This is a genomic window from Brevibacterium yomogidense (assembly GCF_900163715.1).
GTDB classification, from domain to species: domain Bacteria; phylum Actinomycetota; class Actinomycetes; order Actinomycetales; family Brevibacteriaceae; genus Brevibacterium; species Brevibacterium yomogidense_A.
In genome coordinates this window covers 157,892-182,693 of record NZ_FWFF01000020.1, presented here as the reverse complement: position 1 = coordinate 182,693, position 24,802 = coordinate 157,892, and the positions used below count along the sequence as shown (strand labels likewise).

Annotated in this window: 26 protein-coding genes and 3 tRNA genes; 19 read left to right on the top strand and 10 right to left on the bottom strand. The window is 68.9% G+C overall.

The genetic code is table 11. The features are described 5' to 3' along the window. Window positions 1-9: 9 nt before the first annotated feature. The 11 genes from FM105_RS13350 (at window position 10) to purM (ending at window position 10,379) form a co-directional block, all read left to right on the top strand. On the top strand, window positions 10-876 hold the full coding sequence (locus tag FM105_RS13350; protein WP_087009030.1) for an ABC transporter permease: 867 nt from the start codon (window positions 10-12) through the stop codon (window positions 874-876). Next, window positions 860-1,633 (top strand): ABC transporter ATP-binding protein, encoded by a 774-nt coding sequence (locus FM105_RS13345; RefSeq protein ID WP_087009028.1) that lies wholly within the window; start codon window positions 860-862, stop codon window positions 1,631-1,633. The genes FM105_RS13350 and FM105_RS13345 overlap by 17 nt, the downstream gene beginning before the upstream one ends. Then, a complete protein-coding gene (locus FM105_RS13340) occupies window positions 1,630-2,721 on the top strand; it encodes a glycosyltransferase family 2 protein (RefSeq protein ID WP_256970408.1) in 1,092 nt (363 codons plus the stop codon). Before FM105_RS13345 ends, FM105_RS13340 begins: the two co-directional genes overlap by 4 nt. Before the next feature lie 5 nt (window positions 2,722-2,726). Beyond that, a complete protein-coding gene (locus tag FM105_RS13335) occupies window positions 2,727-3,716 on the top strand; it encodes a hypothetical protein (RefSeq protein WP_143275891.1) in 990 nt (329 codons plus the stop codon). 34 nt (window positions 3,717-3,750) lie between these two features. Continuing rightward, a complete protein-coding gene (locus tag FM105_RS13330; RefSeq protein ID WP_087009024.1) occupies window positions 3,751-4,215 on the top strand; it encodes a DUF3151 domain-containing protein in 465 nt (154 codons plus the stop codon). Window positions 4,216-4,220: 5 nt separating this feature from the next. Further along, window positions 4,221-5,243 carry an asparaginase gene (locus tag FM105_RS13325; protein WP_087009022.1) on the top strand — a complete coding sequence of 341 codons (1,023 nt, stop codon included), beginning with the start codon at window positions 4,221-4,223 and terminating at the stop codon, window positions 5,241-5,243. Then, window positions 5,240-5,638: a sterol carrier family protein gene (locus tag FM105_RS13320; protein ID WP_087009020.1), complete on the top strand. Its 399-nt coding sequence runs from the start codon at window positions 5,240-5,242 to the stop codon at window positions 5,636-5,638. The genes FM105_RS13325 and FM105_RS13320 overlap by 4 nt, the downstream gene beginning before the upstream one ends. A 122-nt stretch (window positions 5,639-5,760) precedes the next feature. Next, window positions 5,761-7,203 (top strand): aldehyde dehydrogenase family protein, encoded by a 1,443-nt coding sequence (locus FM105_RS13315; RefSeq protein WP_087009243.1) that lies wholly within the window; start codon window positions 5,761-5,763, stop codon window positions 7,201-7,203. Window positions 7,204-7,268: 65 nt separating this feature from the next. Further along, complete coding sequence (locus FM105_RS13310; RefSeq protein ID WP_087009018.1) at window positions 7,269-7,715, top strand: hypothetical protein; 447 nt, start codon at window positions 7,269-7,271, stop codon at window positions 7,713-7,715. Then, window positions 7,702-9,267 (top strand): amidophosphoribosyltransferase, encoded by a 1,566-nt coding sequence (gene purF, locus FM105_RS13305; protein ID WP_087009016.1) that lies wholly within the window; start codon window positions 7,702-7,704, stop codon window positions 9,265-9,267. The genes FM105_RS13310 and purF overlap by 14 nt, the downstream gene beginning before the upstream one ends. A gap of 2 nt (window positions 9,268-9,269) precedes the next feature. Continuing rightward, window positions 9,270-10,379, top strand: coding sequence for a phosphoribosylformylglycinamidine cyclo-ligase (purM, locus tag FM105_RS13300; RefSeq protein ID WP_087009014.1), 1,110 nt, complete (start codon window positions 9,270-9,272; stop codon window positions 10,377-10,379). 136 nt (window positions 10,380-10,515) lie between these two features. Here the strand turns inward: purM and FM105_RS13295 are convergent, their stop codons facing one another. After that, complete coding sequence (locus FM105_RS13295; protein ID WP_087009012.1) at window positions 10,516-10,713, bottom strand: DUF3073 domain-containing protein; 198 nt, start codon at window positions 10,711-10,713, stop codon at window positions 10,516-10,518. 216 nt (window positions 10,714-10,929) lie between these two features. On the opposite strand from FM105_RS13295, the gene FM105_RS13290 reads away from it, so the two are divergent. The 3 genes from FM105_RS13290 to FM105_RS13280 all read left to right on the top strand — a co-directional run bounded on the left by FM105_RS13290 (window position 10,930) and on the right by FM105_RS13280 (window position 14,022). Next, window positions 10,930-11,748, top strand: coding sequence for a hypothetical protein (locus FM105_RS13290; protein ID WP_087009011.1), 819 nt, complete (start codon window positions 10,930-10,932; stop codon window positions 11,746-11,748). Between the two features lie 90 nt (window positions 11,749-11,838). Beyond that, window positions 11,839-13,098 (top strand): MFS transporter, encoded by a 1,260-nt coding sequence (locus FM105_RS13285; protein WP_087009009.1) that lies wholly within the window; start codon window positions 11,839-11,841, stop codon window positions 13,096-13,098. 60 nt (window positions 13,099-13,158) lie between these two features. Further along, window positions 13,159-14,022 carry a fumarylacetoacetate hydrolase family protein gene (locus tag FM105_RS13280; RefSeq protein ID WP_087009008.1) on the top strand — a complete coding sequence of 288 codons (864 nt, stop codon included), beginning with the start codon at window positions 13,159-13,161 and terminating at the stop codon, window positions 14,020-14,022. 15 nt (window positions 14,023-14,037) lie between these two features. On the opposite strand, the gene aqpZ is transcribed toward FM105_RS13280, so the two are convergent. From aqpZ to FM105_RS13260, 4 genes are all read right to left on the bottom strand, one after another. Then, window positions 14,038-14,808, bottom strand: coding sequence for an aquaporin Z (aqpZ, locus tag FM105_RS13275; RefSeq protein WP_256970407.1), 771 nt, complete (start codon window positions 14,806-14,808; stop codon window positions 14,038-14,040). Between the two features lie 70 nt (window positions 14,809-14,878). After that, window positions 14,879-15,913 (bottom strand): acyltransferase family protein, encoded by a 1,035-nt coding sequence (locus FM105_RS13270; RefSeq protein WP_087009006.1) that lies wholly within the window; start codon window positions 15,911-15,913, stop codon window positions 14,879-14,881. A 68-nt stretch (window positions 15,914-15,981) separates the two neighbouring features. Then, window positions 15,982-17,124: a fatty acid desaturase family protein gene (locus FM105_RS13265; RefSeq protein ID WP_087009004.1), complete on the bottom strand. Its 1,143-nt coding sequence runs from the start codon at window positions 17,122-17,124 to the stop codon at window positions 15,982-15,984. A 111-nt stretch (window positions 17,125-17,235) separates the two neighbouring features. Next, a complete protein-coding gene (locus FM105_RS13260) occupies window positions 17,236-17,439 on the bottom strand; it encodes a cold-shock protein (protein WP_087009002.1) in 204 nt (67 codons plus the stop codon). A gap of 505 nt (window positions 17,440-17,944) precedes the next feature. Between FM105_RS13260 and FM105_RS13255 the strand changes: the two genes are divergently transcribed. After that, window positions 17,945-19,156, top strand: coding sequence for a globin domain-containing protein (locus tag FM105_RS13255; protein WP_087009000.1), 1,212 nt, complete (start codon window positions 17,945-17,947; stop codon window positions 19,154-19,156). Window positions 19,157-19,274: 118 nt separating this feature from the next. Here the strand turns inward: FM105_RS13255 and FM105_RS13250 are convergent, their stop codons facing one another. The 4 genes from FM105_RS13250 to FM105_RS13235 all read right to left on the bottom strand — a co-directional run bounded on the left by FM105_RS13250 (window position 19,275) and on the right by FM105_RS13235 (window position 20,666). Then, a complete protein-coding gene (locus FM105_RS13250; RefSeq protein ID WP_087008998.1) occupies window positions 19,275-19,994 on the bottom strand; it encodes a helix-turn-helix domain-containing protein in 720 nt (239 codons plus the stop codon). A 312-nt stretch (window positions 19,995-20,306) separates the two neighbouring features. After that, window positions 20,307-20,382: transfer RNA gene (locus FM105_RS13245), tRNA-Phe, on the bottom strand. A gap of 92 nt (window positions 20,383-20,474) precedes the next feature. Further along, a tRNA-Asp gene (locus FM105_RS13240) sits at window positions 20,475-20,548 on the bottom strand. A gap of 45 nt (window positions 20,549-20,593) precedes the next feature. Beyond that, a tRNA-Glu gene (locus tag FM105_RS13235) sits at window positions 20,594-20,666 on the bottom strand. 159 nt (window positions 20,667-20,825) lie between these two features. Between FM105_RS13235 and FM105_RS13230 the strand changes: the two genes are divergently transcribed. Together FM105_RS13230 and ybaK are read left to right on the top strand one after the other, a co-directional pair. Next, entirely contained in the window at window positions 20,826-21,185 is a 360-nt protein-coding gene (locus FM105_RS13230) for a metallopeptidase family protein (RefSeq protein ID WP_179207190.1), read from the top strand. A gap of 88 nt (window positions 21,186-21,273) precedes the next feature. Continuing rightward, entirely contained in the window at window positions 21,274-21,771 is a 498-nt protein-coding gene (gene ybaK, locus FM105_RS13225; RefSeq protein ID WP_087009238.1) for a Cys-tRNA(Pro) deacylase, read from the top strand. A gap of 159 nt (window positions 21,772-21,930) precedes the next feature. Here ybaK and FM105_RS13220 read toward each other — a convergent pair whose 3' ends face one another. Next, complete coding sequence (locus FM105_RS13220; protein WP_087008996.1) at window positions 21,931-22,557, bottom strand: YigZ family protein; 627 nt, start codon at window positions 22,555-22,557, stop codon at window positions 21,931-21,933. Window positions 22,558-22,674: 117 nt separating this feature from the next. On the opposite strand from FM105_RS13220, the gene FM105_RS13215 reads away from it, so the two are divergent. Both FM105_RS13215 and FM105_RS13210 read left to right on the top strand, forming a co-directional pair. Further along, window positions 22,675-24,027, top strand: a complete 1,353-nt coding sequence (locus FM105_RS13215; RefSeq protein ID WP_087008994.1) for an aspartate aminotransferase family protein — start codon at window positions 22,675-22,677, stop codon at window positions 24,025-24,027. Then, window positions 24,027-24,797 carry a GPP34 family phosphoprotein gene (locus FM105_RS13210; RefSeq protein WP_087008992.1) on the top strand — a complete coding sequence of 257 codons (771 nt, stop codon included), beginning with the start codon at window positions 24,027-24,029 and terminating at the stop codon, window positions 24,795-24,797. Before FM105_RS13215 ends, FM105_RS13210 begins: the two co-directional genes overlap by 1 nt. Window positions 24,798-24,802: the final 5 nt, after the last annotated feature.

Here is a 24,802-nt window from a genome sequence, read left to right as displayed (position 1 = left end):
ATCCACTCGATGAGCAAGAGTTCCGAACTGGCGGAGAAGGCGGAGAGATTCGGCCTGACCCGCGTCGGTGCCCGACCACCCCTCCCGTCGTACCTCAAGCAGGTCTGGGAGCGCCGGGACTTCACCCTGTCACTGGCCCGCTACCGGATCCAGAGCGAGAACGAGCGCAATCGCCTGGGCATGGCGTGGGTGCTCCTGCGACCCAGTTTCCAGGCGCTGGTCTACGGGACCGTGTTCGGCTTCATCATGACCGGGAGCAGCCGGCCGGACAATTTCGTGTCGTTCCTCATCATCGGCGTGTTCTCGCTGGAGTTCTTCAACTCCTCGATGAACGGCGGCGCGAAGGCGATCATCTCCAACACGAGCCTCGTGCAGTCCCTGCCCTTCCCCCGCATGGTGCTGCCGGTGGCGAAGGTCCTGGAGAACCTCATGAACTTCATGCCCACGCTGGCACTGATGTTCATCCTCGCGATCATCTTCGGTTCGCGCCCCGACTGGTCGTGGTTCCTCTTCATCCCGCTGGTCATGCTCTTCACGATCTTCAACCTGGGCATCGCGTTCATCTTCTCGCGGCTGACGGTCCACTTCCGCGACCTCAGCCAGCTGATCCCCTTCGTGTCGAGGATGATCTTCTACACCTCCGGGGTGTTCTTCGACTCCAGCCGCCTGCTCGATGGACGTCCGCAGATCCTGGCGGACATCTACGACTGGCATCCGCTGCACAACGTCCTGTCGATCTCGCGCGGGATCCTGCTCGAGAACCAGGAGATCCCCGTCGAGTACTGGTTCAACTTCAGCGTGTGGGCGGTCGTCATGGTGTCCGTCGGCACGGTCTTCTTCTGGAAGGCGGAGGAGCGCTATGGCCGAGACCACTGACAAGTGCGCGCGCGACGGCGCGACCGTCGAGGACCCCGTCGTCATCTGCGACGACGTGCACGTCGAGTACCGCACGCTGGCCACCGGGAAGAAGGCGACGCCGGGCAGCACGTCCGGACTGCTGAACCGCGGCCGCTCGCTGCAGACGGTGCACGCGCTCAAGGGCATCTCCTTCACCGCGCACGCCAACGAATCGATCGGCATCATCGGGACCAACGGGTCCGGCAAGTCGACGCTCATGCGGACGATCACCGGACTCACGCCGGCGACGCGCGGAGCCGTGTACGCGAAGAGCCGCCCGAACCTCCTGGGCATCGGTGCAGCCCTGCTGAACGACCTCTCCGGCAGCCGGAACATCATCCTGGGCGGTCAGGCGCTGGGGATGAGCCGCAAGGAGATCGAGGAGAAGTACGACGACATCGTCGAGTTCACCGGTCTGCGCGATTTCATCGACATGCCGATGCGCACCTACTCCTCCGGGATGACCGCCCGCCTGAAGTTCGGCATCGCGACGGCGAAGCACCACGAGATCCTGATCGTGGACGAAGCGCTGAGCGTGGGCGACCGCGAATTCCGCAAGCGCTCCGAGCAGCGCATCCGGAACATCCGCGAGTCCGCCGGCACCGTCTTCCTCGTGTCGCACTCGATGCGGTCGATCCGCGACACGTGCAACCGCACGATCTGGATCGAGAAGGGCGTGCTCCGCGCGGACGGGGATACGGCGGACGTCGTCAAGGAATACGAGAAGCACAAGTGAGCGGCGCACGGCGCGGGGCGGGAACCGGTCTCGGACCGGAAGCCCTTCCTCCGCTGGACGCCCTGCCGGGCGTGTCCTACATCATGCCGATCCTCAACGAGGCGGGCCACGTCGAGGAGGCCGTGTCGACGATCCTCGCCCAGGACTACCCGGGGCAGAAGGAGATCGTGGTCGCACTGGGGCCGTCGACCGACGGGACCACGGAGATCGTCCGCCGGATGGCCGCGGCGGACCCCCGGATCATCACGGTCGACAACCCCGCCGGCGACACCCCGATCGGCCTGAATCTGGCCGTCGCGCAGACGACGCACCCCGTCGTCATCCGCGTCGACGCGCATTCGGAGCTCACCGCGGACTACACCGCCCGCGGCGTGGCCGTCCTGCGGAAGACGCGTGCGGCGAACGCGGGAGGGCTCATGCGGGCCCGAGGCCGCACGGCCTTCCAGCGCGCCGTCGCACGGGCGTACATGTCGCGGATCGGGCTGGGCGGCCCCGCCTACCATGCGGGCGATGAGGCCCAGGAGGCGGAATCCGCGTACCTGGGCGTCTTCCGCCGCGAGGTGTTCGAGGCACTGGGCGGCTTCGACGGGACGCTGCGCCGCGGACAGGACTGGGAGCTCAACCTGCGCGTCCGCGAAGCCGGGGGCCTCGTCTGGTTCGCCCCGGAGCTGCAGGTCACCTACTGGCCGCGGGCCACGTGGTCGAACCTCGTCAAGCAGTTCTACGCCACCGGGGTGTGGCGTGCGGAGATCGTCCGCCGGTACGGTGCGCGGAACTCCGCGCGGTACTTCGCACCGCCCCTCCTGGTGCTGGGCGTGACCGCCTCGCTCGTCGAGGCGGTGCTGCAGCTGACCGGATCCACCCGGCGGTGGCCGCGGTTCGTGCGCGGCTTCACGTCGCTGGTGCACGTGCCCAGCGCCGCCTACGCGGCGGGCATCGTCACAGCGGTGTGGCGAGCCGACGACGCGGGGATCCGCGAACGGCTGTGGTTCGGACTGGTGCTCCCCTCCATGCACGTGAGCTGGGGAGCCGGGTTCCTGCGGGGACTGGCGACCGGTGCGGCGACCAACAGGGACAGGAGCAGGTGAGCAGGGTGGCGAAGAAGAAGCGCGATCGTCGCGACGACGACCGCATCGAGTCCCTGGCGGACCTGACCCCGGAGCGCGTGAAGGGCAGCAGGCGCAGCGGGACCGAACGCGCGAAGCCGGTGTCCGCGGAGGAACGGGCCGCGTGGGAGGAGCGCGTCGCAGAGGCGGAGGCGGCGAAGGCCGGACGCCGGACGTTCGCCCCGCTCATCGTCGCCGGCGTCGCCGCAGCGGCAGTGGTCGGCCTCATCGGCTGGTCCATCCTGTCCGCCGAGGAGCCGCCGACGGCGGAGTCGCTGCCCGCGCCCGTCATCGCCGCCGACGGCGGGGGAGCCGCGGTGTATCCGGAGAATTCGGCGGAAGCCGTCCGGGAGAACGTGCGGTTCGGCTTCATGCCGGCGGTCGACCTCGTCGAGCTGGGTGACGGGACGATCGCCCTGGGAGCGGGCGGACCGGAGGCCGGCGAGGACGTGTACGGGAAGCCGTATGCGGACCTGACCGCTGAGGAGTTCGCAGACGGCACGATCCCCGCCCCCCGGGAAGAGACGAACTCAGGCTCCCCGGCGACGTGGGACGAGGTCTACGAGGACTTCAGCACCGACACGGTGTTCATGCCGTCGGTCGATTCCGACGCGGCGCTCGACGCGGTGCTCACCTCCGCCGAGGATGCGGAGCGCATCGACGCACTCATCGTGCGGACCGACGATGCGGCGCTCGCGGAGCGGACCGCCGACGCCGGAGCGGTGGCGCTCTTCGACGGCGACCCGGAGGGGACATCGCCCGCTGACCTCGCTGCGTCGGGATTCGGCATGGCGGCCGTGAGCGCCGATGCCGAGGACGTGGACGAATGGCTGGCATCGGACGTGGGCGTGTGGCTCACCGGTGTGGGGTCGGCACAGCAGCTGACCGAGCTGGGGGACGCGGGCGCACTGGGCGCGCTGACCGAGGATCCCTTCGCACTCCAGCCCGCCGAGGACGAGGACGGTGCCGAGGGCTGACCGCACGCTGAGGCGCGTGTCCTATTGTGAGGGCATGAGCCAGAACCTCGGTCACCCCTCGCACATCGGCAACCTCGACGCAGCGCAGCTGGGCCCGCAGCCCACCTACCTCCCCGACGACCACCCGGACGTCGATGCGAAGCGCCGCCTGGACGCGGGCGACGAGCCGATCGACGTCGCGAGCGTCCTCCCCTCGTCCTCCCTCGCCTGGGCCGAACTGTCGGACGAGGCCTTCGATGAGGGCCGCACCGTCGACTCCTACGCGTATGCGCGAGTCGGCTACCACCGCGGTCTCGACGCCCTGCGTGGTGCGGGCTGGCGCGGTGCGGGACCGATCCCCTGGACGCACGAGATCAACCGCGGGTTCCTCCGCTCGCTCTACGCGCTGGGACGCGCAGCTGCGAGCATCGGCGAATCGGAGGAGGCCGCACGGGTGGAGAAGTTCCTGAACGACTCCGATCCGACGGCGATGGAGCAGATCGCCGGACACCGGGGCTGACACCCGTGCAGACGGCTGAGACCTTCACCGCGGACGCCGCCGTCGAACTGGCGATCGTCGAGCGCTCGGGCTTCATCGAGTCCCGGCACATCGGCTCCGCCGTGCTCCTCGACCCGTCCGGAACGCCCGCCGCGACCCTCGGAGCAGTGGACGCACCGGTCTTCGTGCGCTCGACGCTCAAGCCGCTGCAGGCGATCGCGAGCATGCGGATGGGAGCGGAGCTCACAGGGCCGGCACTGGGACTCGCGACCGCCTCGCACCGGGCAGAGCAGCGGCACATCGATGTCGTGGCCGACATGCTGGCCTCCGCCGGTCTGGACGAGTCGCACCTGCGCTGCCCGGCCGTCGCGCCCGCCGACCGCGTGACGCGGGACGCACGAGCCGCCGCAGGACACCCCACCTCACGGCTGCACTTCAACTGCTCCGGGAAGCACGCCGCATTCCTCCTGGCCGCCGTCGCGGGCGGTCACCCCACGGACACCTATCTGGATCCGAACCACCCCGTGCAGCAGGAGGTCGAACGGGTGGTCGAGGAGCTCACCGGTGCCCCGCCCCTGGCGATCGGGGTCGACGGGTGCGGCGCGCCCGTCCACGCGCTCACGCTCACCGCGCTCGCCACCGCGATCTCGCACGTGGCGAGAGGGGCCGATGAGCTGAGCTCCCGGCTCATGGACGGCGTCTTCGCACATCCCTGGACGGTCGAGGGCCGCGGCCGGCCCAACACCACCGTCCTCGAGGAGCTGGGGGTCTTCGCGAAGTTCGGGGCGGAGGGCGTCATGGTCATGGCGACCCGCACGGGGTGGTCCGTCGCTGCGAAGTGCCTCGACGGCTCCTCGCGCCCCACCACCCTGACCGCGCTGCGCCTGCTGGAGGCGAGCGGCGACGTGCCCGCGGAGGCGGCCCAGCGGGTGCTCGAGGAACTGACCCAGCCCGTCACCGGCGGCATCGACGACGACGGGCGGACGGTCCACGTGGGCCGTCTGCGCGAGGGTGCGGCGCTGCGGACGTTCGGAGGAGGAGCACGATGAGCACGAAGCGCAGGACGGATCCCGCTGTCGGGCAGCAGGCCCTGGCCGCCTGGTGCACCGCCCGGACGTGCTCCGCGTCCGGCGTCGACCGCAGAACGCTCGCCACCGCAGTGCGCTACGCGCTCGAGGAGTTCGCAGCCCGTCATCCGGGCGGCAGCGTGGAGGTGCGGGTGCCGCCATTCGGTGTGACGCAGGCGGTCGAGGGCCCCCGGCACACGCGGGGCACCCCGCCCAACACCGTCGAGTCCGACCCGGACACGTGGTTGGCGCTCGCCACCGGTGCTGCTGACTTCGCCGAGGCCGTCGGACGGAACTCCGTCGCCGCGTCGGGCGTCCGGTCGGACATCGGCCATCTGCTGCCGCTCTTCGACGAGCAGGGCCGTTCCCTGAGCTGACGGTTCCCCGAGCTGACGGTTCCTTGAGCTAGCCGCCGCGGGCCGCTCACCGGATCCACTCACCGGATCCACTCACCGGACGTGCACTGGGGTTCAGCAGGTCCGTGGTGTTCAATGGCCTCATGACCGCTCCCACTCTGCAGACCACGTCATTCATCGGCGGCCGGCACCTCCCGACGCTGAAGACCTACGCCAACATCGACCCCGCCACCGGGGACGTGATCGGCGATGTCTCCCGCGCGAGCGCCGATGAGGTCGATCAGGCCGTGGCGGCGGCGGCGAAGGCGCAGCGCGAATGGCGTCGCAGCTCGCCGGAGCAGCGCTCGACGCTCCTCGTCGCGGCGGGGAGCCGCATCCGCGCGAACCGCGAGGAGCTGGCGCGCCTGGAGTCGGAGGACACGGGCAAGCCGCTCACCCAGGCCTACGCGGACGTCGACGTCTGCGCCCGCTACTTCGAGTACTACGGCCACACGATCGAGGCGTACTACGGGCACCAGATCCCGATGGCCGACGACATGCACGTCTACACGCGCCGTGAGCCCTACGGCGTGACCGGACACATCGTGGCCTGGAACTACCCGCTCCAGCTCATCGGCCGTGCCGCGGCGACGTCGCTGGCGACAGGGAACTGCGCCGTCGCGAAGCCGGCCGACGAGACCCCGCGCACCACGGTCCGGCTCGCGGAGATCATCCAGGAGGCGGGCTTCCCCCGCGGAGCCTTCAACGTGGTCGTCGGGCTCGGGGCGGAGGCAGGCGATGCGCTGGCGAAGCACCCCGGCGTCGCGCACCTCGGATTCGTGGGCTCGACCGCGACCGGTTCGCTCATCGCGCACGCCGCAGCGGACCGCGTCATCCCCACCGTGCTCGAACTGGGCGGGAAGTCCGCGAACGTCGTCTTCCCGGATGCGGACATCGACGGTGCGGTGCCCAGCCTGGTCCGCTCCTTCATCCAGAACGCAGGTCAGACCTGCTCTGCGGGCGCCCGCCTCCTCGTCCACGCGTCAGTGCACGACGAGGTCATCGAGAAGATGCGTCGGGCGGTGGGGGAGATCACCGTGGGCCGCGGCACCGACGATCCGGGCCTGGGCCCGCTCGTGTCGGCCAAGCAGATGGACCGCGTGCAGGGGTTCCTGGACGAGCTCGACCCGTCGCAGGTCGCAGTCGGCGGAGGTCGGCCCGCGGGGCTGGGCGGTGCGTTGGAGAACGGCGCGTTCGTCTCCCCGACGATCGTCACGGGGGTGGACCCGTCCCAGCGGATCTTCCACGAAGAGGTGTTCGGTCCCGTCGTCGCCGTGTCGACCTTCGAGGACGACGAGGAGGCCCTCGCACTGGCCAACGGCACGGAGTACGGACTGGTGTCGGCCGTCTGGACCCAGAACCTGTCGCGTGCCCACCGGATGGCGCATGAGATCGAGGCGGGCCAGGTGTTCGTGAACACCTACGGTGCCGGCGGCGGCGTCGAGCTGCCGTTCGGCGGATACAAGAAGTCCGGCTACGGGCGCGAGAAGTCCATCGAGGCGTTCGACGAGTACACGCAGACGAAGACCGTCGTCATCAAGCTGTGAACCGGAACTGCGGCGACGACTAGAATGGTGGCGTCCAGTCACCCCCCGTCACTGAGCAGGAGCCGATGAGCGACCCCGATATCCGGATGACAGACGACGTCGACGTAGTCGTCCGCCGCACGCCCCGCTTCGGGACCTTCCTCCTGCTGGGGGTGCTCCTCGGCTTCATCGCCGCGGGTGTGCTGGTCGTCCTGCCCGTGGACACATCGGTGCTCACGAGCGACTACTCGCTCGGTGCGACGATGGCACTCCTCATGCTGCTGCTGGGCCTGGTCGGCGCGGCGCTCGGGCTGTCGGTGGCCCTCATCCTCGATCGCGTCAATGCGAAGAGGGCCCGCACCTACACGGTGCGGGGCGAATACGTCGCCAGGAAGGCCCCGGCCGCGCCGGAATTCGGGGAGAACGGCAATGCCGCCGCGGCCTCGGCGGATGACCGGACCGCGGACGGCGCGGACGGTTCCGCACCGGCGGCGGACGGCGAGCAGGAGCCGAACGGCGATGTGGAACAATGACGACGTGCCAGCCGTGAACCTGTCCCGCGTCGCCCGCGACGCGAGCACCCCCACGCCCACGCAGTCCTCCGAACGGCCCGACGGCCCCGAAGCGCCCGACGGCCTCGAACCGCCACCAGGGGAGGAGTGCGGCGTCTTCGGCGTCTGGGCCCCCGGCGAGGAAGTGGCCCGGCTGACGTACTTCGCCCTGTATGCCCTGCAGCACCGCGGCCAGGAGTCCGCGGGGATCGCGGCGAGCAACGGCGAGCAGATCCTCATCTACCGGGACATGGGGCTCGTGTCCTCCGTCTTCAAGGAGTCCGACCTCGGGACCCTGCCCGGCCACATCGCGCTGGGCCACACGCGGTACGCGACGCACGGCGCCTCCTCCTGGGAGAACGCCCAGCCCACACTGGGACCCACGCCGTTCGGCACGCTCGCACTCGCGCACAACGGCAACCTCACGAACGTCGAGACGCTCGAGGAGATGGCCGAGGACGCCCACGCGAACCACCAGCAGACCGTGGCGCGCGCGACGAACAAGACCCTGCGCACCCGCGGCCACCGGGACTCCTCGAGCGATACCTCGCTCATCACGAAGCTGCTCGGGTCCTCGGAGAAGGAATCGCTGCACGATGCGGCGATGGAGCTGCTGCCGTCGCTGGAGGGCGCCTTCAGCCTCGCGTTCATGGACGAGGGGACGCTCTACGCCGCTCGCGATCGCCACGGCGTGCGCCCTCTGGTGCTGGGCCGTCTGGACCGCGGCTGGGTCGTCGCATCGGAGACGGCCGCACTGGACATCGTCGGCGCCACGTTCGTCCGCGAGGTGGAGCCGGGCGAGCTCATCGCGATCGATGAGGACGGACTGCGGTCGGAGCGCTTCGCGGAGACGACGCGTGCGCAGTGCGTCTTCGAGTACGTCTACGTCGCCCGGCCGGACAGCGTGCTGGCCGGTCGCACCGTCCACGCCGCCCGTGCGGAGATGGGCCGCGTCCTGGCGCGCGAGCACCCCATCGACGCGGACATGGTCATCGCGACCCCGGAATCCGGAGTGCCCGCAGCGGTCGGTTATGCGGAGGAATCCGGCATCCCGTTCGGTCAGGGACTCATGAAGAACGCCTACGTGGGCCGGACCTTCATCCAGCCCACGCAGTCGCTGCGCCAGCTGGGCATCCGCCTCAAGCTCAACCCGGTGCGCGAGAACATCGAGGGCAAGCGCCTGATCGTCGTCGACGATTCGATCGTGCGCGGCAACACCCAGCGCGCGCTCGTGAAGATGCTGCGCGCCGCAGGGGCGAAGGAGGTGCACGTCCGCATCTCGTCGCCCCCGGTGAAGTGGCCGTGCTTCTACGGGATCGACTTCGCCAGCCGCGCAGAGCTGATCGCCAACGGCCTGGACGTGGACGAGATCGGCCGGAACCTGGGTGCGGACAGCCTGGGCTACATCTCCCTGGACGGAATGATCTCCGCGACCCATCAGCCGCGCGCGGACCTCTGCACTGCGTGCTTCTCCGGCAGCTACCCGATCCCGGTGGAGGGCCCCGGGATGGAATTCACCCACACGAGGACATGACGATGACGCTTCCGCACGACGATTCCCAGCCATCCGGCACCACCTACGCCTCCGCCGGCGTGGACGTGGAGGCCGGTGACCGCGCAGTCGAGCTCATGAAGGCGGCCGTGTCCGCGACCCACACCCCGCAGGTGGTGGGCGGCGTGGGCGGATTCGCCGGGCTCTTCGACGCCACCGCGCTCAAGGACTACCGCTCACCGCAGCTCGCGACCTCCACGGACGGCGTGGGGACGAAGGTCGCACTGGCGCAGCAGCTGGACATCCACGACACGATCGGCCACGACCTGGTCGGGATGGTCGTCGACGACATCGTCGTCATCGGTGCCAAGCCGCTCTTCATGACCGACTACATCGCGTGCGGCAGGGTCGTGCCGGAGCGCATCGCGGCGATCGTGCGCGGCATCGCGGAGGCGTGCCAGAGCGCAGGGGTCGCGCTGATCGGCGGCGAGACCGCTGAGCACCCCGGACTGTTGGGCGAGGACGAGTACGACGTGGCCGGCGCGGCGACGGGCGTCGTCGAGGCGGACGAGGTCCTGGGCGCCCACCGCGTGCAGGCGGGCGACGTGCTGGTGGGCCTCCCGGCCTCGGGCCTGCACTCGAACGGCTACTCGCTGGTGCGCCGCATCATCGCGGACGCAGGCTGGTCGCTGGAGCGCGAGGTCGCGGAGTTCGGCCGGTCGCTGGGCGAAGAGGTCCTCACGCCCACGCGCGTGTATGCGGGGCCGCTGCTGGCGCTCATCTCAGAGCTCCCGGGTGCCGTCCACTCGATCTCCCACGTGACGGGCGGCGGGCTCAGCGCGAACGTCGCACGGGTCCTGCCGCAGGGCACGGTGGGCGTCATGCGCCGCGACTCGTGGACCGTTCCGGCGGTGTTCGATGTGCTCGGCGACCTCGGACGCGTCCCCAGGCTCGACCGCGAGCGCACGTGGAATCAGGGCGTGGGCATGGTGCTCGCGGTCGATCCCGCGCGCGTCGACGACGTGCTGTCCGCGTACCCCGGAGCATGGGCGCTGGGCGATGTGCGCACCGATGATGGTGCCTTCGGGGCGGACGCGGCGTATGTCCAGGGTGCGAAGGGCGTCGACGCCGGCGCTGCGATCCTCGTCGACTGACGGGGGCTGTGAGGCTGCGGGGGCTGCGGGGACTGCAGGGCGGCCCCGCACCACCGCACCACGGCTGAATGCGTGAGGGGCGGGAAGACCGGATGGTCTTCCCGCCCCTCACGTCATCTGGTGACGACGGTGTCCGTCAGCGCTCGTCGCTGCTGTCGTCGTCTTCGTCGTCCTCGTTGTACTTGTCCGCGTACATCGAGAAGTCGTCGTCATCCGACACCGCGGATTCCTTGCCCAGCTCACGCTGCAGTGCGCTGAGGTCCGTTTCCGGGCTGTAGTACTTGAGCTTCCGAGCGACCTTGATCTGCTTCGCCTTGGCGCGACCGCGACCCACTGGCCTGACCCCCTCCGTGCTCATCCAGGGCGGGTGACATGAGGTCCCTGGCCTGTCTTGAATCGTTCTCCGGAGCATCCTACCTCTTCACGGTAACCGTAGCCATTCCGGGTCACGGTCCGAAGCCGGGTTCGAACACCCGCCTTCCATATGGCGGACGGTGTTTCGGACGCTCCCTGGGCGCAGTCCGCCACCCGCGGCGATAGGCTTGTGCCCATGTCATTCACACGTCCGTACGAACTCTGCCTGCGGGTCTTCGAGCCCCTTGCCGCCCATCCTGAGTGGCAGCGCAGCGGCCTGGAGGCCAACAGGGAGCGGATCGAGTCGGCACTGCGGCAGGACGCGGACGACCGACTGGTCGTGCTGCCTCCGGAGCCGATGCCTCCCGCGACGCCGAGCATGCGGATGTACCTGCCTGCCTCGCAGACCTCCGACGGGATCGACAGGGTCTGGCCCGTCCAGCAGGACGTGCTGTCCTGGAGCGCGATCCGGGAGCTGGAGGAGGCCGTTCCCACCGCCCTGCTCGACCCGCTCGTGCCGCGCAGCGTGCGCCGCGAGGCGTCGATGGAGCGGATGGACTGGCTGCGTCGCGAGGACGGCGACCTGGTGTACGCGCAGATGGGCGCGTGGCACGTCCCGTTCCAGTGGTGGCTGGCCTTCGACGAATCGGTCGACCAGGTCATCGAGGAGGAGGGTCCGGACGGATCGACGCACATCCGCATGCGCGCGGAGATCATGAGCGCATCCGCCCGCGTCGACTGGGCCCGCGACATCCTGGTGGGCAGCACCCCGCCCGGCGGCGCGGGGACGATCGTCTCCGAATTCGCCGAGTGGCTGGACGGCTTCGACTTCAACTCGATCCTCGAGCTCGACCTGGGCGGGATGTCCGCGTCCAATTGGGAGAACGACCTGCGCGCACTGGTCGAGGAATGCGTGAATGCGCTGGGTGACGATGACGCGGACCGCGCGGCGGACGCCTTCGGCCGGTACATGCACGGTGTGGAGACACAGCGCCTGCAGTCGCGCGCGAACTGACGTGCGTACGACCGCTGTGCGCGCGACTGACCTGCGTACGACTGCTGTGCACACAGGCACCGCAGTCGCATCGAGGCTGAGGAGTGTGATGTGAGCGGGTCCGGCAGCCGGTGGCTGTGGCTGCTCGTCGGCTCCGCGATCCTCACGCAGACGACGCTCAACCTCGTCCGTCCCACCATCAGCTACCAGCTGCTGGGGATGGGCGCGGACGCGGGAGCGGTCGGAATGGTCACCTCCGCCTACGCGCTGCTCCCGCTCGTGCTGGTGCTGTGGCTGGGGCGGCTCACGGAGAAGACTCCCCGGCTGTCCGTCCTGATCGCCGTGGGCGCCGTGATCTTCGCCGCGTCCTGCCTGCTTCTCTCGATCGCGACCAGTGTCTGGGTCGTGGCCCTGGCCTCCGTCGTGCTGGGCGTCGCCCACATCGTGTTCACGATCGCAGGCCAGGCCGCGATCGCGCGCTACCTGCCGTCCGACGAGCTGGATCGGGGGTTCGGCTGGTTCACGGCCGGGTTCGCGGTCGGTCAGCTGATCGGTCCCGTCCTCGGCGGCATGCTGCTGGGCACCGGTGCGGACCCGGACGAGCGCACCGCGACCATCCGCATGATCATGCTGATCGGTGCGGCGGTGTCGCTGGCGGCGGTCCCCGTGATCGCTCCGCTCATCCTCGGCATGTCACTGCCCGGCTCGCACACTGACGACGCGGCTGAAGACGGTCCGTCGCCGAGGTCCCGGTCGGCTTCCGCTGAGGAGGGGCCCGCCGCAGACCCCGCCGCCCCCACCATGCTGGGGATCCTGCGCGTGCCGTCCGTCCCCTCGCACATGGTCGCCTCCCTCGCCCTGCTGGCGATGGTGGATCTGCTCATCGCGTTCCTCCCGGTCGTGGGGGAACAGCGCGGAGTGTCCCCGGTGTGGGTCGGCGTGTTCCTCGCGGTGCGCGCTGCTGCCACGATCCTGTCGCGGATCTGCCTGCCGTGGCTGTCTGCGCGCTTCAGGCGGTCGGACCTGGTGATCGTCAGCCTGCTGGGAGCGGGCGTCATGATCGTCGCGACGCCGTCGACCCTCACCTGGCCGACTGTCACGATCGTGCTCATGGCGATCGGCGGATTCTTCCTGGGCCTGGGGCAGCCGCTGACCATGACCCTGATCGTGCGGGCGGTGCCGATGACGTGGCGGAGCACCGCGCTGGCGGTGCGGCTCATGGGGAACAGGCTGGGGCAGGTGGCGCTGCCGATGGCGGCGGGCGTCGTCGCCTCGACCGTGGGGCCGGCCGGCGCGATCTGGTTCGCAGGACTGCTGCTGGTCATCAGCGGCGGGGAGAAGACCGTGAGACGGTATCGACGAACGACGTGACCGCGTGTCGATGATCTGGAGCACCGTGGAACGACGGTGCCGTGACGAGAGGATGAGGCGATGAGGCTGGGCAACCAGGATGGACGGGCAGTGCTGCTGCTCGAGGACACGGCAGTGGACGTGGCAGAGCAGTCGGACGGGCGCTTCGGCCCGGACCTGATGGACGTCTACGAGAAGTGGGAGGAGTTCTCCGCCTGGGCGAAGGCGGCGGCGCCGGGCGCCGGCCGACCGGTCTCCGCCGCGCAGCTCGGGACTCCGGTCCCGCGGCCGCGCCAGATCTTCGGCATCGGGCTGAACTACCGGGACCACGCGGATGAGGCGAACCTCGCGCACCCGGAGAACATCGTGGTCTTCACGAAGTTCGCCTCATCGCTCGCGGGACCCGAATCCACCGCGGCGGTGTCATCGGACTCGGTCGACTACGAGGCGGAGCTGGTGGTCGTGGTGGGTCGCGAGGCCCACCGCGTGGGCGTCGACGAAGCGGCCGACGTCATCGCCGGGTACTCGGTGGGGCAGGACATCAGCGATCGGGGAGTGCAGATGCGCCCGCCCGCTCCGCAGTTCTCGCTGGGCAAGTCCTTCCCCGGCTATGCGCCGGTCGGGCCGGCGGTCGTGACGCGGGATGAGCCCGCCGATCCGTCCGCGCTGCGCATCTCGTGCGCGTTCACGGGTCCGACCGCGCAGGCGCAGGGGGCCGACGTCTGGACTGCTCAGGACGGCAGCACCGGCGACATGATCTTCTCCCCGGAGCGGATCATCTCCGATCTGTCGCAGGTCGTCACCCTCTACCCGGGGGATCTCATCTTCACTGGCACTCCCGCCGGTGTCGGCATGGCGCGCGGCATCGCTGTCCAGCCCGGTGATGTCATGACGACGACCATCGAGGGGATCGGGTCGATCACCACGGAGTTCGTGGCCGGCTGACGGGAGGCTCTGCCCTCAGGCCTTCGCGGCCGTGAGCATCTTGTAGGTCAGCCCGGCGATCGCGGCTCCGATGAAGGGGGCGACGATGAACAGCCACACCTGTCCCAGCGCTGCCGGGTTGTACAGGGCCATGGCCAATGACCGCGCCGGGTTGACCGAGGTGTTCGTGACCGGGATGGCGATGAGGTGGATGAGGGTGAGGCTCAGCCCGATGGCCAGGGGAGCGAAGCCGGCCGGCGCCCGGTCGTCGGTGGCTCCGAGGATCACCCACAGGAAGACGGCGGTGAGGACGACCTCGATGACGAGGCAGGCGAGCAGGCTGTAGCCGCCCGGTGACAGGTCACCGAACCCATTCGTCGCGAAGGATCCCGCGGCGGCGGTGTCGATGGCGAAGCCCTCCTGGCCGCTGGCGACGACGTAGATGACGGTGGCGGCGATCGCGCCGCCGATCACCTGGACGAGCATGTAGGGCGCCACAGCGCTGCCCTCGATGCGGCCGCCGCACAGTGCCCCCAGCGTCACCGCGGGGTTGAAGTGTCCTCCGGAGAGGTGGCCCAGAGCGTACGCACCCGTCACGACGGTGAGGCCGAACGCCAGTGCGACGCCGAGGAAGCCGATCCCCATCTGGACGCCGTCGCCGTCGATGACCTTCGCTGCGAGGACCGCGGCGCCGCAGCCGCCCAGCACCAGCCAGAAGGTGCCGAGAAACTCCGCCCACAGGCGGGCGCACATCGGGATCAGGGGAGCGGGTGGAGCGGGAGCTGTGTGGGTGTGTTCCGCGGACATGGCCGTCTCCTCATGCAGGACGAGTGGAATACGGACACTGTATGTCAGCTGCACACGCCTGTGGTAGAGATCACTCCTGCGCGTGTGCGTGTCGAGGGACGCCCGCTCCGCGCTGGCACGGTGCGACTCCGCTGGCGCGGTCGCCGGCGGGCCAGCGGAAGAGGATCGTGTTCCGCAGGGGCACCATCGCGAGTGGGACGAGGAGTCCGGCGATGAGGAGGAGCCCGATGACGGCCCACGGCGCTGTGATCCCCAGTGCATCGATGGACTCGAACGCGACGGTGATCGTCGTCAGATTGACCAGGTAGACGACGATCGATCCTCTGCCGACCCATTCGAGGAATCGGATCCGGGGAAGGCGCGGGGCGAGCCACAGCACCCCGAGCACCCCGACGAGCGAGAGGAGAAACGTCGAGAACCCAAGCGCTGTCCGCAGCTCGCTGTCATGGGCTGCGACGTATCCCCATGCGACGGTGAACGCGAGCATCGCGGCGGGCAGGGCGGGGTGGATCCGCTGCCACGTGCGGAGGTGCCTGCTCACGGTCGCGCCGGCGAAGAAGAACGCTCCGTACCAGAGGACCTTCTGGGCGTAGTCGCTCCATGAGCCGTCGCCGACGATGAACGTCGAGGCGAGAGCCATCGGGAGCGGGAGCGTCCACGCCGGCAGGAGGCGGGTGAGCGGTGCGACGGCATAGCAGACGATGAGCACCGACAGGAACCACAGGTGCTGCCAGCCCATGAGCATCGCGGGGACGTCCTTGAACAGCCACAGCGGATCCTCATCGGTCCAGAGGGCTTCGAAGCAGATGACGACGATGACGGTCCAGAGGGCGAACGGCCACACGAGCCCACGGAGCTTTCCCGCTGCGTAGTCCTTCATCGGCTTCGACAGCGACCGCGGCAGGAGGAGCCCGGAGAGGAAGAAGAGCAGAGGCATGCGGAAGGGCTGCATCGCCTCTCCGAACCGCATCAGCGCTTCGGGGGTTCCGGGGACGCGCTCGCCGACCGGGTACTGGATGTGGAACAGCGCGACAAGCAGCACCGCGAGCCCGCGGAGCATGTCCATCCACCCGGCACGCGTTCGTGCGGGTTCGGTGTCAGCCATCGCCACCAGCGTACGGGAGAGGTGCCGAGCAGCGGATGCGAAGCGGGCCTCGGCGGCGGTGGTGCGGGTCAGCCCCGGCGGTATTCGGCCATCATCGGGCAGTCGAACGGGTCACGTGCGGCGAGGCCCACACGATTGAGGTAGCCGATGACGATGCCATAGGACTGGAGCAGCCCGGTCTCCGTGTACGGGACACCCAGTTCGCGGCACTTCTCGATGACGATCCGGCGGGTCCTCGCGAGATGCCGGCGCGGCATGCTGGGGAAGAGGTGGTGCTCGATCTGGTAATTGAGGCCGCCCATGAACCAGGTCGCCCACCAGCCGCCGCGGATGTTGCGTGACATGCGGACCTGCTTCGAGAAGAAGTCCAGCTTGACGCTGTGGTCGATGACGGGCATCCCCTTGTGGTTCGGTGCGAACGATGCGCCCATGTAGACGCCGAACACCGCCAGCTGGACGCCCAGGAACGCGAAGGCCATGCCCAGCGGCAGGAACATGAAGAGGGGGATGAGGTACGCGGGGAAGCGGATGGCGAGCAGTGTGAGCTCGATCCAGCGGTGCTTGACCTTGCCGCGCGAGCACAGGTGGCGGATCCCCTGCACATGCAGGTTGAGCCCTTCCAGGGTGAGGAGGGGGAAGAAGAGCCAGCCCTGGTAGCTCTGCAGCCACCGGATGGGTCCCTTCGCCTGAGCCGCGTCCGTCGCGACGAAGGACAGGACGCCCGGTGCGATGTCCGGGTCCTTCGAGACCTTGTTCGGGTTCGCGTGGTGGCGCGAGTGCTTCGAGTCCCACCACGAGTAGCTCATCCCGACGACCCCGCCGAAGAAGATCGAGAGGCGGTCGTTCGCGCGGCCGGACGACAGGATGGTGCGGTGCGCCGCCTCGTGCGCGAGGAATGCGACCTGGGTGAAGAGGATTCCCAGTGCCGCAGCGATGAGGAGCTGGAACCAGCTGTCACCGAGGAGGACGAACCCCACGCCGCATGCGACGAATCCGAGGATGAGGCCCGCGCCGATGAGCGCGTAGAACCACGGTGTCCGGGCAAGGAGTCCCTCGGCGCGGACGACCTTCGAGACCTCCAGGTACGACTTCGCCAGAGGGGGGAACGGGCGGGTGCGGACCACACCGGATTCCTTGGCGGGGGAGCTCGTGATGGGGCTGGGGGAGGAGGGACGGGAGATCGTGAGCTTTGAGGGCGCAGATGCAGGCATATGGGTCTACCGCTTCTCGTCGTGGGACGTCATCGTCGATGCCGGGGACGGCGTGGTGAATGGAGAACGGGGGTGGATGGTCGATGACCATCCACCCCCGTTCAGAGCAGATCAGAGAGCCTGGACTCGCGTCGCCTGCATGCCCTTGGGGCTTGACTCTGCGTCGAAGTCGACCGACTGACCCTCTTCGAGGCTGCGGTAGCCGGAGCCCTCGATAGCGCTGAAGTGGGTGAAGACGTCAGCGGACCCATCGCTGGGCTCGATGAAGCCGAAGCCCTTTTCCGCGTTGAACCACTTGACGGTGCCTGTAGCCATACTGCATATCCTTTGTGTACGGGCCACCCACCTGAGTGACCGTGTTTTCCGAGCCGATTGCCGGTCCGGAGATCTGGGGGATGCACACCTGAGAGTGTGCGGTGCATCCGACGCTGCGCGCCGGACGGGTGTGGGTCATCCGCGGTGACGGCTTGGTGTGGCACGCGACGGTGCGTGCAGTGCCTGCCTGCGGACTGTGAGGGGTGAAGCGAGTGAAGAAGATGAAATGTCGTTTCGTCGGGCCTGTGAGGCTGGTCGAATATTCGCCGGGTGCAGATGGGCCTGTCGACCGGAGTGGCTCTCCGACTGACTCAGCGGTGGTGGCTCCTGGCGCCTTGTGAGCGTCCGGCTGCCGCACCGATTGATTTCATCCTAGCACGGCGGATCGGATTCGATGCATCGGCAGGATCCCGAATAATCACGGTCGAACCGGAGGCGCGGAATCGCGCGGCGGAGGAGGATCGGACCGTACTCACCCACGGTGACCACGAGAGGAAGGCACCCCATGAAGCTGTCCCCTGATTCTGAAGCCGTCGTCGCAGCGACGGCGGAGGTCGTCGCCGCGCATGCGGAGGAGATTACGACCGTCTTCTACCGCGACATGTTCGACGCGCACCCGGAGCTGCTCAACGTGTTCAACGTCGCCAATCAGGCGGTCGGGGAGCAGCCCAAGGCGCTCGCGGCCTCTGTGGTGGCCTTCGCGGTGAACCTCATCGATCCGGACGCGCCGGACTTCACCCCGATCATGCAGCGGATCGCGCACAAGCACGTGTCCCTGGGCATCAAGGCGCGCGAGTACACGATCGTGGGCCGCTACCTGCTGGGTGCGGTGGGGAAGGTGCTGGGCGACGCGGTGACGCCGGAGGTCGGCCAGGCGTGGGACGAGGTGTACTGGCTGTTCGCGACGTCGCTCATCGCGGAGGAGGCGAAGCTGTACGCGGAAGCGGGGACCGACCCGGAGGAGCCGTGGCGGCAGTACCGCGTGGTCGAGCGCTTCGAGGAATCCGACGAGGTCTTCTCCCTGCTGCTGGCACCGGTGTCGGGCCAGATCCCCAGCCACCGCACGGGCCAGTACGTCGCGATCGCCGTCGATGTCCCGGGTGGGACGCGGCAGCCGAGGCAGTACACGATCTCGTCCGGGCCGCGCGGCGATTCGATCCGCGTGACGATCAAGCGGGTCCGCGGTGTCGCCGGTGCGCCCGACGGCCAGGTGTCCGGGTGGCTCCACGAGAACGCGGTGCCCGGTACCGTCCTCGACGTGTCGCAGCCTGCCGGCGACGTGATCCTGGATGAGTCCGATTCGCCGGTCGTCCTCGTGTCCGCGGGCATCGGGATCACGCCTGTCGCCGCGATCCTCGAGGACCTGTCCCGCCGGCAGCCGGACCGCACGGTGCGGCTCTTCCATGCGGACAAGTCGCACGGCCAGCACGCCCTGTACGACGGTCTGCGCCGGCAGGTGCTGGCGATGTCCGACGCGAAGGCGCAGAACTGGTACGAGGAGGAGGCGGAGTCCGCCCCGACCCTGCATCCCGCGCGCTCGGGCTTCATGGACCTCACCGACGTGGAGCTGCCGGCCGAGGCGCAGGTGTTCATGTGCGGACCGCTGCCCTTCATGCAGATAGCCCGGCGCACCCTGATCTCGCAGGGCGTTCCCAGCGACAGCATCCACTACGAGGTCTTCGGGCCGGATCTCTGGGTGCGGAACCCGGAGGGTTGATCGAGTCCGCGTGAGCTCCGCGGGTCGATCTGGCCGAGACGCCGGTTACCGGCTCGAAACCCCGCTTCCCGGCGCGGTGTTTCGAGCCGGTAGCCGGCGTCTCGCGTGGGTGATGGTCCTAGGACTGGTCCTGGAGTGAGCGGAGCGCGTTCGCTGCATGCTGTTCGAGTGCGGCGTCGTCCCTGTCGCCGTCGATCCCGCCCGGCCTGTTCGCCCGGGGCGCCTCTCCGGAGAGTCCCAGGACGAGCATGCACCGGTCCGGCCCCACGAAGGGGTGGAGCCTCTTCAGCTCGAGCGGTCCGGAGACCTGTTCGAGCTGGTGGCGGACGAGCTTGGCGTGGACGGAGCACACGAGCGGGCGTTCCTCATCGATGAGCTCCTGGTAGAGGCAGGGGACCAGGCCCACGGTGAGGTCGCGTTCGTCGACCTCCGGTTCGAGGCCGGCGTCGTCCAGATGCTCGTACAGCGCATCGAGCTGGTGGACCGCGTCGTCGCCCAGGTCGTCGCTGTGGTCGAGGTCGGGGTCGATGCGGCGCAGCATCGAGCCGCGTGATCTGGCCTCGCCAGCACGGCGCTGAGCTTCGGGGTTGTGCTCGGCGCGGGTCACGGGGGAGTAGCCCATCGGGGGACGGCCGCGTCTGCCGGTCTCGACGGGAGCGCTCACGACGAGCCCCTCCTCCTCGAGGACGCGCAGGTGATCGCGGGCGGTGTTGATGTGCACGCCGGCATCGTCGGCCAGAGCCGTCAGCTGCTGACCGGGTTTCCGGTGCACGGCCTGCAGCAGTCTCAGGCGGCTCACCTGAGTGAGCCCCCTGTAGTCATCGGTCCGGCGCGGCATGCTGTCAGTGTAGGGATCCGGTGGATTCGGTCGTGGAGTGCGGCTGAGCCCCGGACGTCTGCGTCCCAGTACGTGAGCCGCACTCTCGTCGTCCCCCTCATCGAGTGAGTGCAATCCGGCCCGAGATCTCTCGAACTGGGCCGGATTGCACTTACTCGGCGCGCGCTGCTGAGGTGCGTTTCGTTGCCGCGCTCGGCGCTCGGCGCACAGCGGGCCGGCGATGCGGCGGTCGGCGCGCGGCGAGCGGTAGGTCGGCGATACGGCAATGCGGCACGAAGAAGCCCCCTGGCGGGCCAGGGGGCTTCTTCGTGATGGTGGCTCCGACCGGCGTCGATCCGGTGACCTTTCGATTTTCAGTCGAACGCTCTACCAACTGAGCTACAGAGCCATATTCTGTTGTCGGCCGGATCGGATGAGGGCGATCATCCGGACCGATGAAAGAACAAAGGCTCTTCCTTGAGAGAAGAGCCTTATGCTCCGCGACCCTGACGGGACTCGAACCCGCGACCTCCGCCGTGACAGGGCGGCGCGCTAACCAACTGCGCTACAGGGCCATATTCATTTGTGCGTGCGATGTGCGCAAACGCCTATCGTACACGTACCCCCAACGGGATTCGAACCCGTGTCGCCGCCGTGAAAGGGCGGTGTCCTAGGCCACTAGACGATGGGGGCTTCTAGCGGTCTACCGCCTTTCGGCCTGCGAACCTCCGTAAGCTTAGCCCCATCCTCAGGCGGTTCGCAAATCTTCTGAGCCGTGTGCTCCGTCACAGGGGCCGCCGCTGATCCGGGCGGCAGACTGCCCCTGCTCCCGCCCTCCGTAGACTGGCGCGCATGGACGTGAGTGAGGTCAGCGACGAGCTGTTCGACTCCCTGGTCGACCAGGCGGTGGAGGATCTGCCGCCCGGCGTCGTCGATCATATGGATAACGTCGCGCTCTTCGTCGAGCCGGAGCCGCCGGCGGACACCCCCGGGCTGCTGGGCATCTACGACGGCATCCCCCTGACGGAGAGGGGAGGGGGTTCCTTCAGCTTCGTCCCGCCGGACACCATCACCCTCTTCAAGAACCCGCTGATCGCCTTCGCGGAGGATGTGGAGCATCTGGCCGACGAGATCCTCGTGACGATCGTCCACGAGATCGCTCACCACTACGGCATCGAGGAGGACCGGCTCCACGAGCTGGGGTGGGGCTGAGATACCGGCCCGGATGAGGCGGTGCGCCGTGTGACGCAGGTCGCTCGATTTCGTGTGGGTACAGCGCATCTCGTATCGTGGTCACATCATGTCCCGTCGAACTCAAGTGGTAGCCGCCACGCCCGCTCTGCGCGTCCTCGGATTGGCCGGTATCGAATACACGGTCCACGAGTACGAGCACGACCCTCGCGCTCGCCGCTACGGCAGCGAAGCAGCAGAGAAGCTGGGCGTCATACCGAACAGGATCTTCAAGACACTGCACATCCTCGTCGACTCCCAGCCGGTCAGCGCGCTGGTGCCGGTGTCGGGGCAGCTGGATCTCAAGGCACTCGCCTCCGCCGCGGGCGGCAAGAAGGCGACCCTCGCCGGCGTCGCGGAAGCGGAGCGCCGCACCGGGTACACCGCAGGCGGCATGAGCCCGTTCGGGCAGCGCACCTCCACCCCCGTCTACGTCGACGAATCCGTGGTCGGCCACGACACGGTGTTCATCTCCGCCGGTCGTCGCGGCCTCGAGATCGAGATGCGCCCGAATGACCTGCTGATGCTCACCAACGCAGCCGTCGGCCGCATCGCCCAGCTCGACTGATCGTCCGGCCGATTGACCGTACGGCCAACTGATTGTCCGGCCAACTGACCGTGCGGCCGGCTGGCCGTACGGTCACGTCGACCACCGCGCCCGAGGCCCCAGGCCTCGGGCGCTCTTGTCTTTACTTCCAGCCCGTCGTCGTGCGGATCGCGGCTGCCCTCACGCGGACCACTCCGGTTCGCCGATCGCGGGCTCCGCAGAACCGGCGCTCACATCGGCGAGGCTGTGCAGGCCCGCGTCCAGTTCCGCGGGCGGGATGCGGACGGTGACGACGACCTCGGCGCCGTACTCCGACTCCGTCGTCCAGCCGGCGGCGTGCGCCATCCGATCGATCGCGGCGGCCAGCGCGTAGTCGACCGTCACCGTCACCGGCACGCGCTGGGAGTGCGTGACGATGCGTGCTGCGGCCACTGCCTGCGAGGTCGCGTCGCCGTAGGCGCGCACCAGACCGCCGGCGCCCAGCAGAGTCCCGCCGAAGTAGCGCGTGACGACCGCCAGCACGTAGGTCAGCTCATGGCCGACGAGGACGTCGAGGATGGGTGCGCCCGCAGTGCCGGCGGGTTCGCCGTCATCACTGAAGCGGCGCGTGCGGGAATCCGGGTCCAGGACGAACGCGGTGCAGTGGTGCCGTGCCTTGGGGTGCTCGGCGCGCCGCTGGGCGATGACCTCGCGGGCGCCGTCCTCATCCGCGACGGGAGCGAGGAGGCTCAGGAAGCGGGACCGCTTGATCTCGATCTCCGCCTCCACAGAGCTGGTGAGCGTACGATACGAGGTCGGGGAGGACATGCCGCGACTCTATCCGTCTGCGGGAACGGACCGTAGTGTGGGAAGGGAGGCCGGGGAGGCTGCCCGGCACGTCACTGCGGTGAGGGCCGGCCCCACCCGGAAGCCTGGAGGACGACGATGCTGGATTTCTCGGAGGACGAGTTGGAGGAGCTGCGCGGGGAGTCGCAGCGCGCCTACGACCTGGACCGCGCGCACGTGTTCCATTCGTGGTCAGCGCAGAAGCAGATCACGCCGATGGTCGTGTCCCGCGCCGCGGGATCCTACGTGTACGACGGGGAGGCTCGGCCGCTGCTCGACTTCTCCTCGCAGCTGGTCAACACGAACATCGGCCACCAGCACCCCGCCGTCGTGCAAGCGATCAAGGATCAGGCCGACGTCCTCTGCACGATCAACCCGGCACACGCGAACGACAAGCGCTCCGAGGCCGCCCGGCTGATCGCCGAACGGCTGCCGGAGTCGCTCAACCGGATCTTCTTCACCAACGGCGGTGCGGACGCCGTCGAGCACGCGGTGCGCATGGCCCGCCTGCACACCGGGCGGCGCAAGGTCCTCTCCCGCTACCGCAGCTACCACGGCGGCACGGAGCAGGCCATCAACATCACCGGTGACCCGCGGCGATTCCGCAATGACATGGGCGACGCGGGGACGGTGCACTTCTTCGGCCCCTTCCTCTACCGGTCCGAGTTCCACGCGACGACCGAGGCGGAGGAGACCGAGCGCGCGCTCACGCACCTGCGCCGCACGATCGAGCTGGAGGGCCCGCAGACGATCGCCGCCGTCATCCTCGAATCGATCCCCGGCACCGCGGGCATCATGATCCCGTCGACGGAGTACATGCAGGGCGTGCGCGCACTGTGCGACGAGTTCGGCATCGTCTACATCGCCGATGAGGTCATGGCGGGCTTCGGTCGGTCGGGAAAGTGGTTCTGCTTCGAGCACTTCGACGTCGTTCCGGACCTGGTGGCCTTCGCGAAGGGCGTGAACTCGGGCTACGTGCCGCTGGGCGGCGTGGCGATCAGCGACCCGATCTTCGATACCTTCGCGGACGTCGCCTACCCCGGCGGACTCACCTACTCCGGACATCCCTTGGCCTGCGCCGCCGCCGTCGCGACGATCACAGCGATGGAGGACGAGCGCATGGTGGAGAATGCTGCGCAGCTGGGTGAGGCGGTCGTGGGACCGAGGCTGCGGGAGATCGCCTCGCGGTCGCCGATCGTGGGCGAGGTGCGCGGCACGGGGATGTTCTGGGCGATCGACCTCGTGACGGACAAGGATACGAAAGAGCCGCTTGCACCGTACGGCGGATCGTCGCCGCAGATGAACGAGATCATCGGTCGGATCAAGGCCGGCGGTGTCCTGCCGTTCGCCAACTACAACCGCATCCACGTGGTCCCGCCGCTCAACGTGAGTGAGGCGGAGCTGATGGAAGGCCTCGCCGTCCTCGAGCGCGCGTTCACGGAGCCGGTCTGATGCTCATCTGCGAAGACCTGCTCCTGCTGCTCACCCGCGACGACGGACGGACCGAGGCCTGGGTGAGCTACCGCGACTACGCGCTGGCGGCCGGACTCCTGGCCGATCTGGCGCTGGCCGACTGCGTCGAGTTCGAGGACCGGAAGAATCCGAAGGTATGGCTGGCCGGTGAGGTCGGAGGCGGCGCCGGGCAGGCCCGGAGCGAGGCACGGAGCACGTTCCCGGCGCCGGGCGCCGCACCGGGCGCAGCCGAGGACGCCGGGCCCGGAGCTGTCATGGAGTTCGGCATCCGGGCGCTCGCGGAGCGCTCGAAGCCACCGCGGGTCCAGTCGCTCGTCACCGCGGGCTGGTTCAATCCGCGGGAGGTCGTCTCCCGGAGCCTCGTGGCCCAAGGAGTGCTGGATCTGGAGGAGGCGAAGTACCTCGGGCTGCGACCCGAGCGGTACCCCGCCGTCGATGACGGGCCGGAAGCGCACACCCGTTCTCGCCTGCGAGAGGCACTGGCCGGCCGTGGGGAGATCTCCGTATCGGACGCGATGGTGCTGGGGATCCTGCGGGGCATGGACTCCGCGAAGGTGATCCTCAAGGAGGAGGCCGCGGCCGAGGGGCTGAAGGGCGGTGCACTGAACAAGCGCATCGAGCAGATCACCGACGAGCTGCCGGCTCTCGCCCAGCAGAGCGGCAGGGCCGTCAAGGCGTCCATCGACTCCATCAACGCGGCCATCGCGGCGGGGATCGCCGCGTCCGCCGCGGTGACAGCCTCGACGTAGTCGCT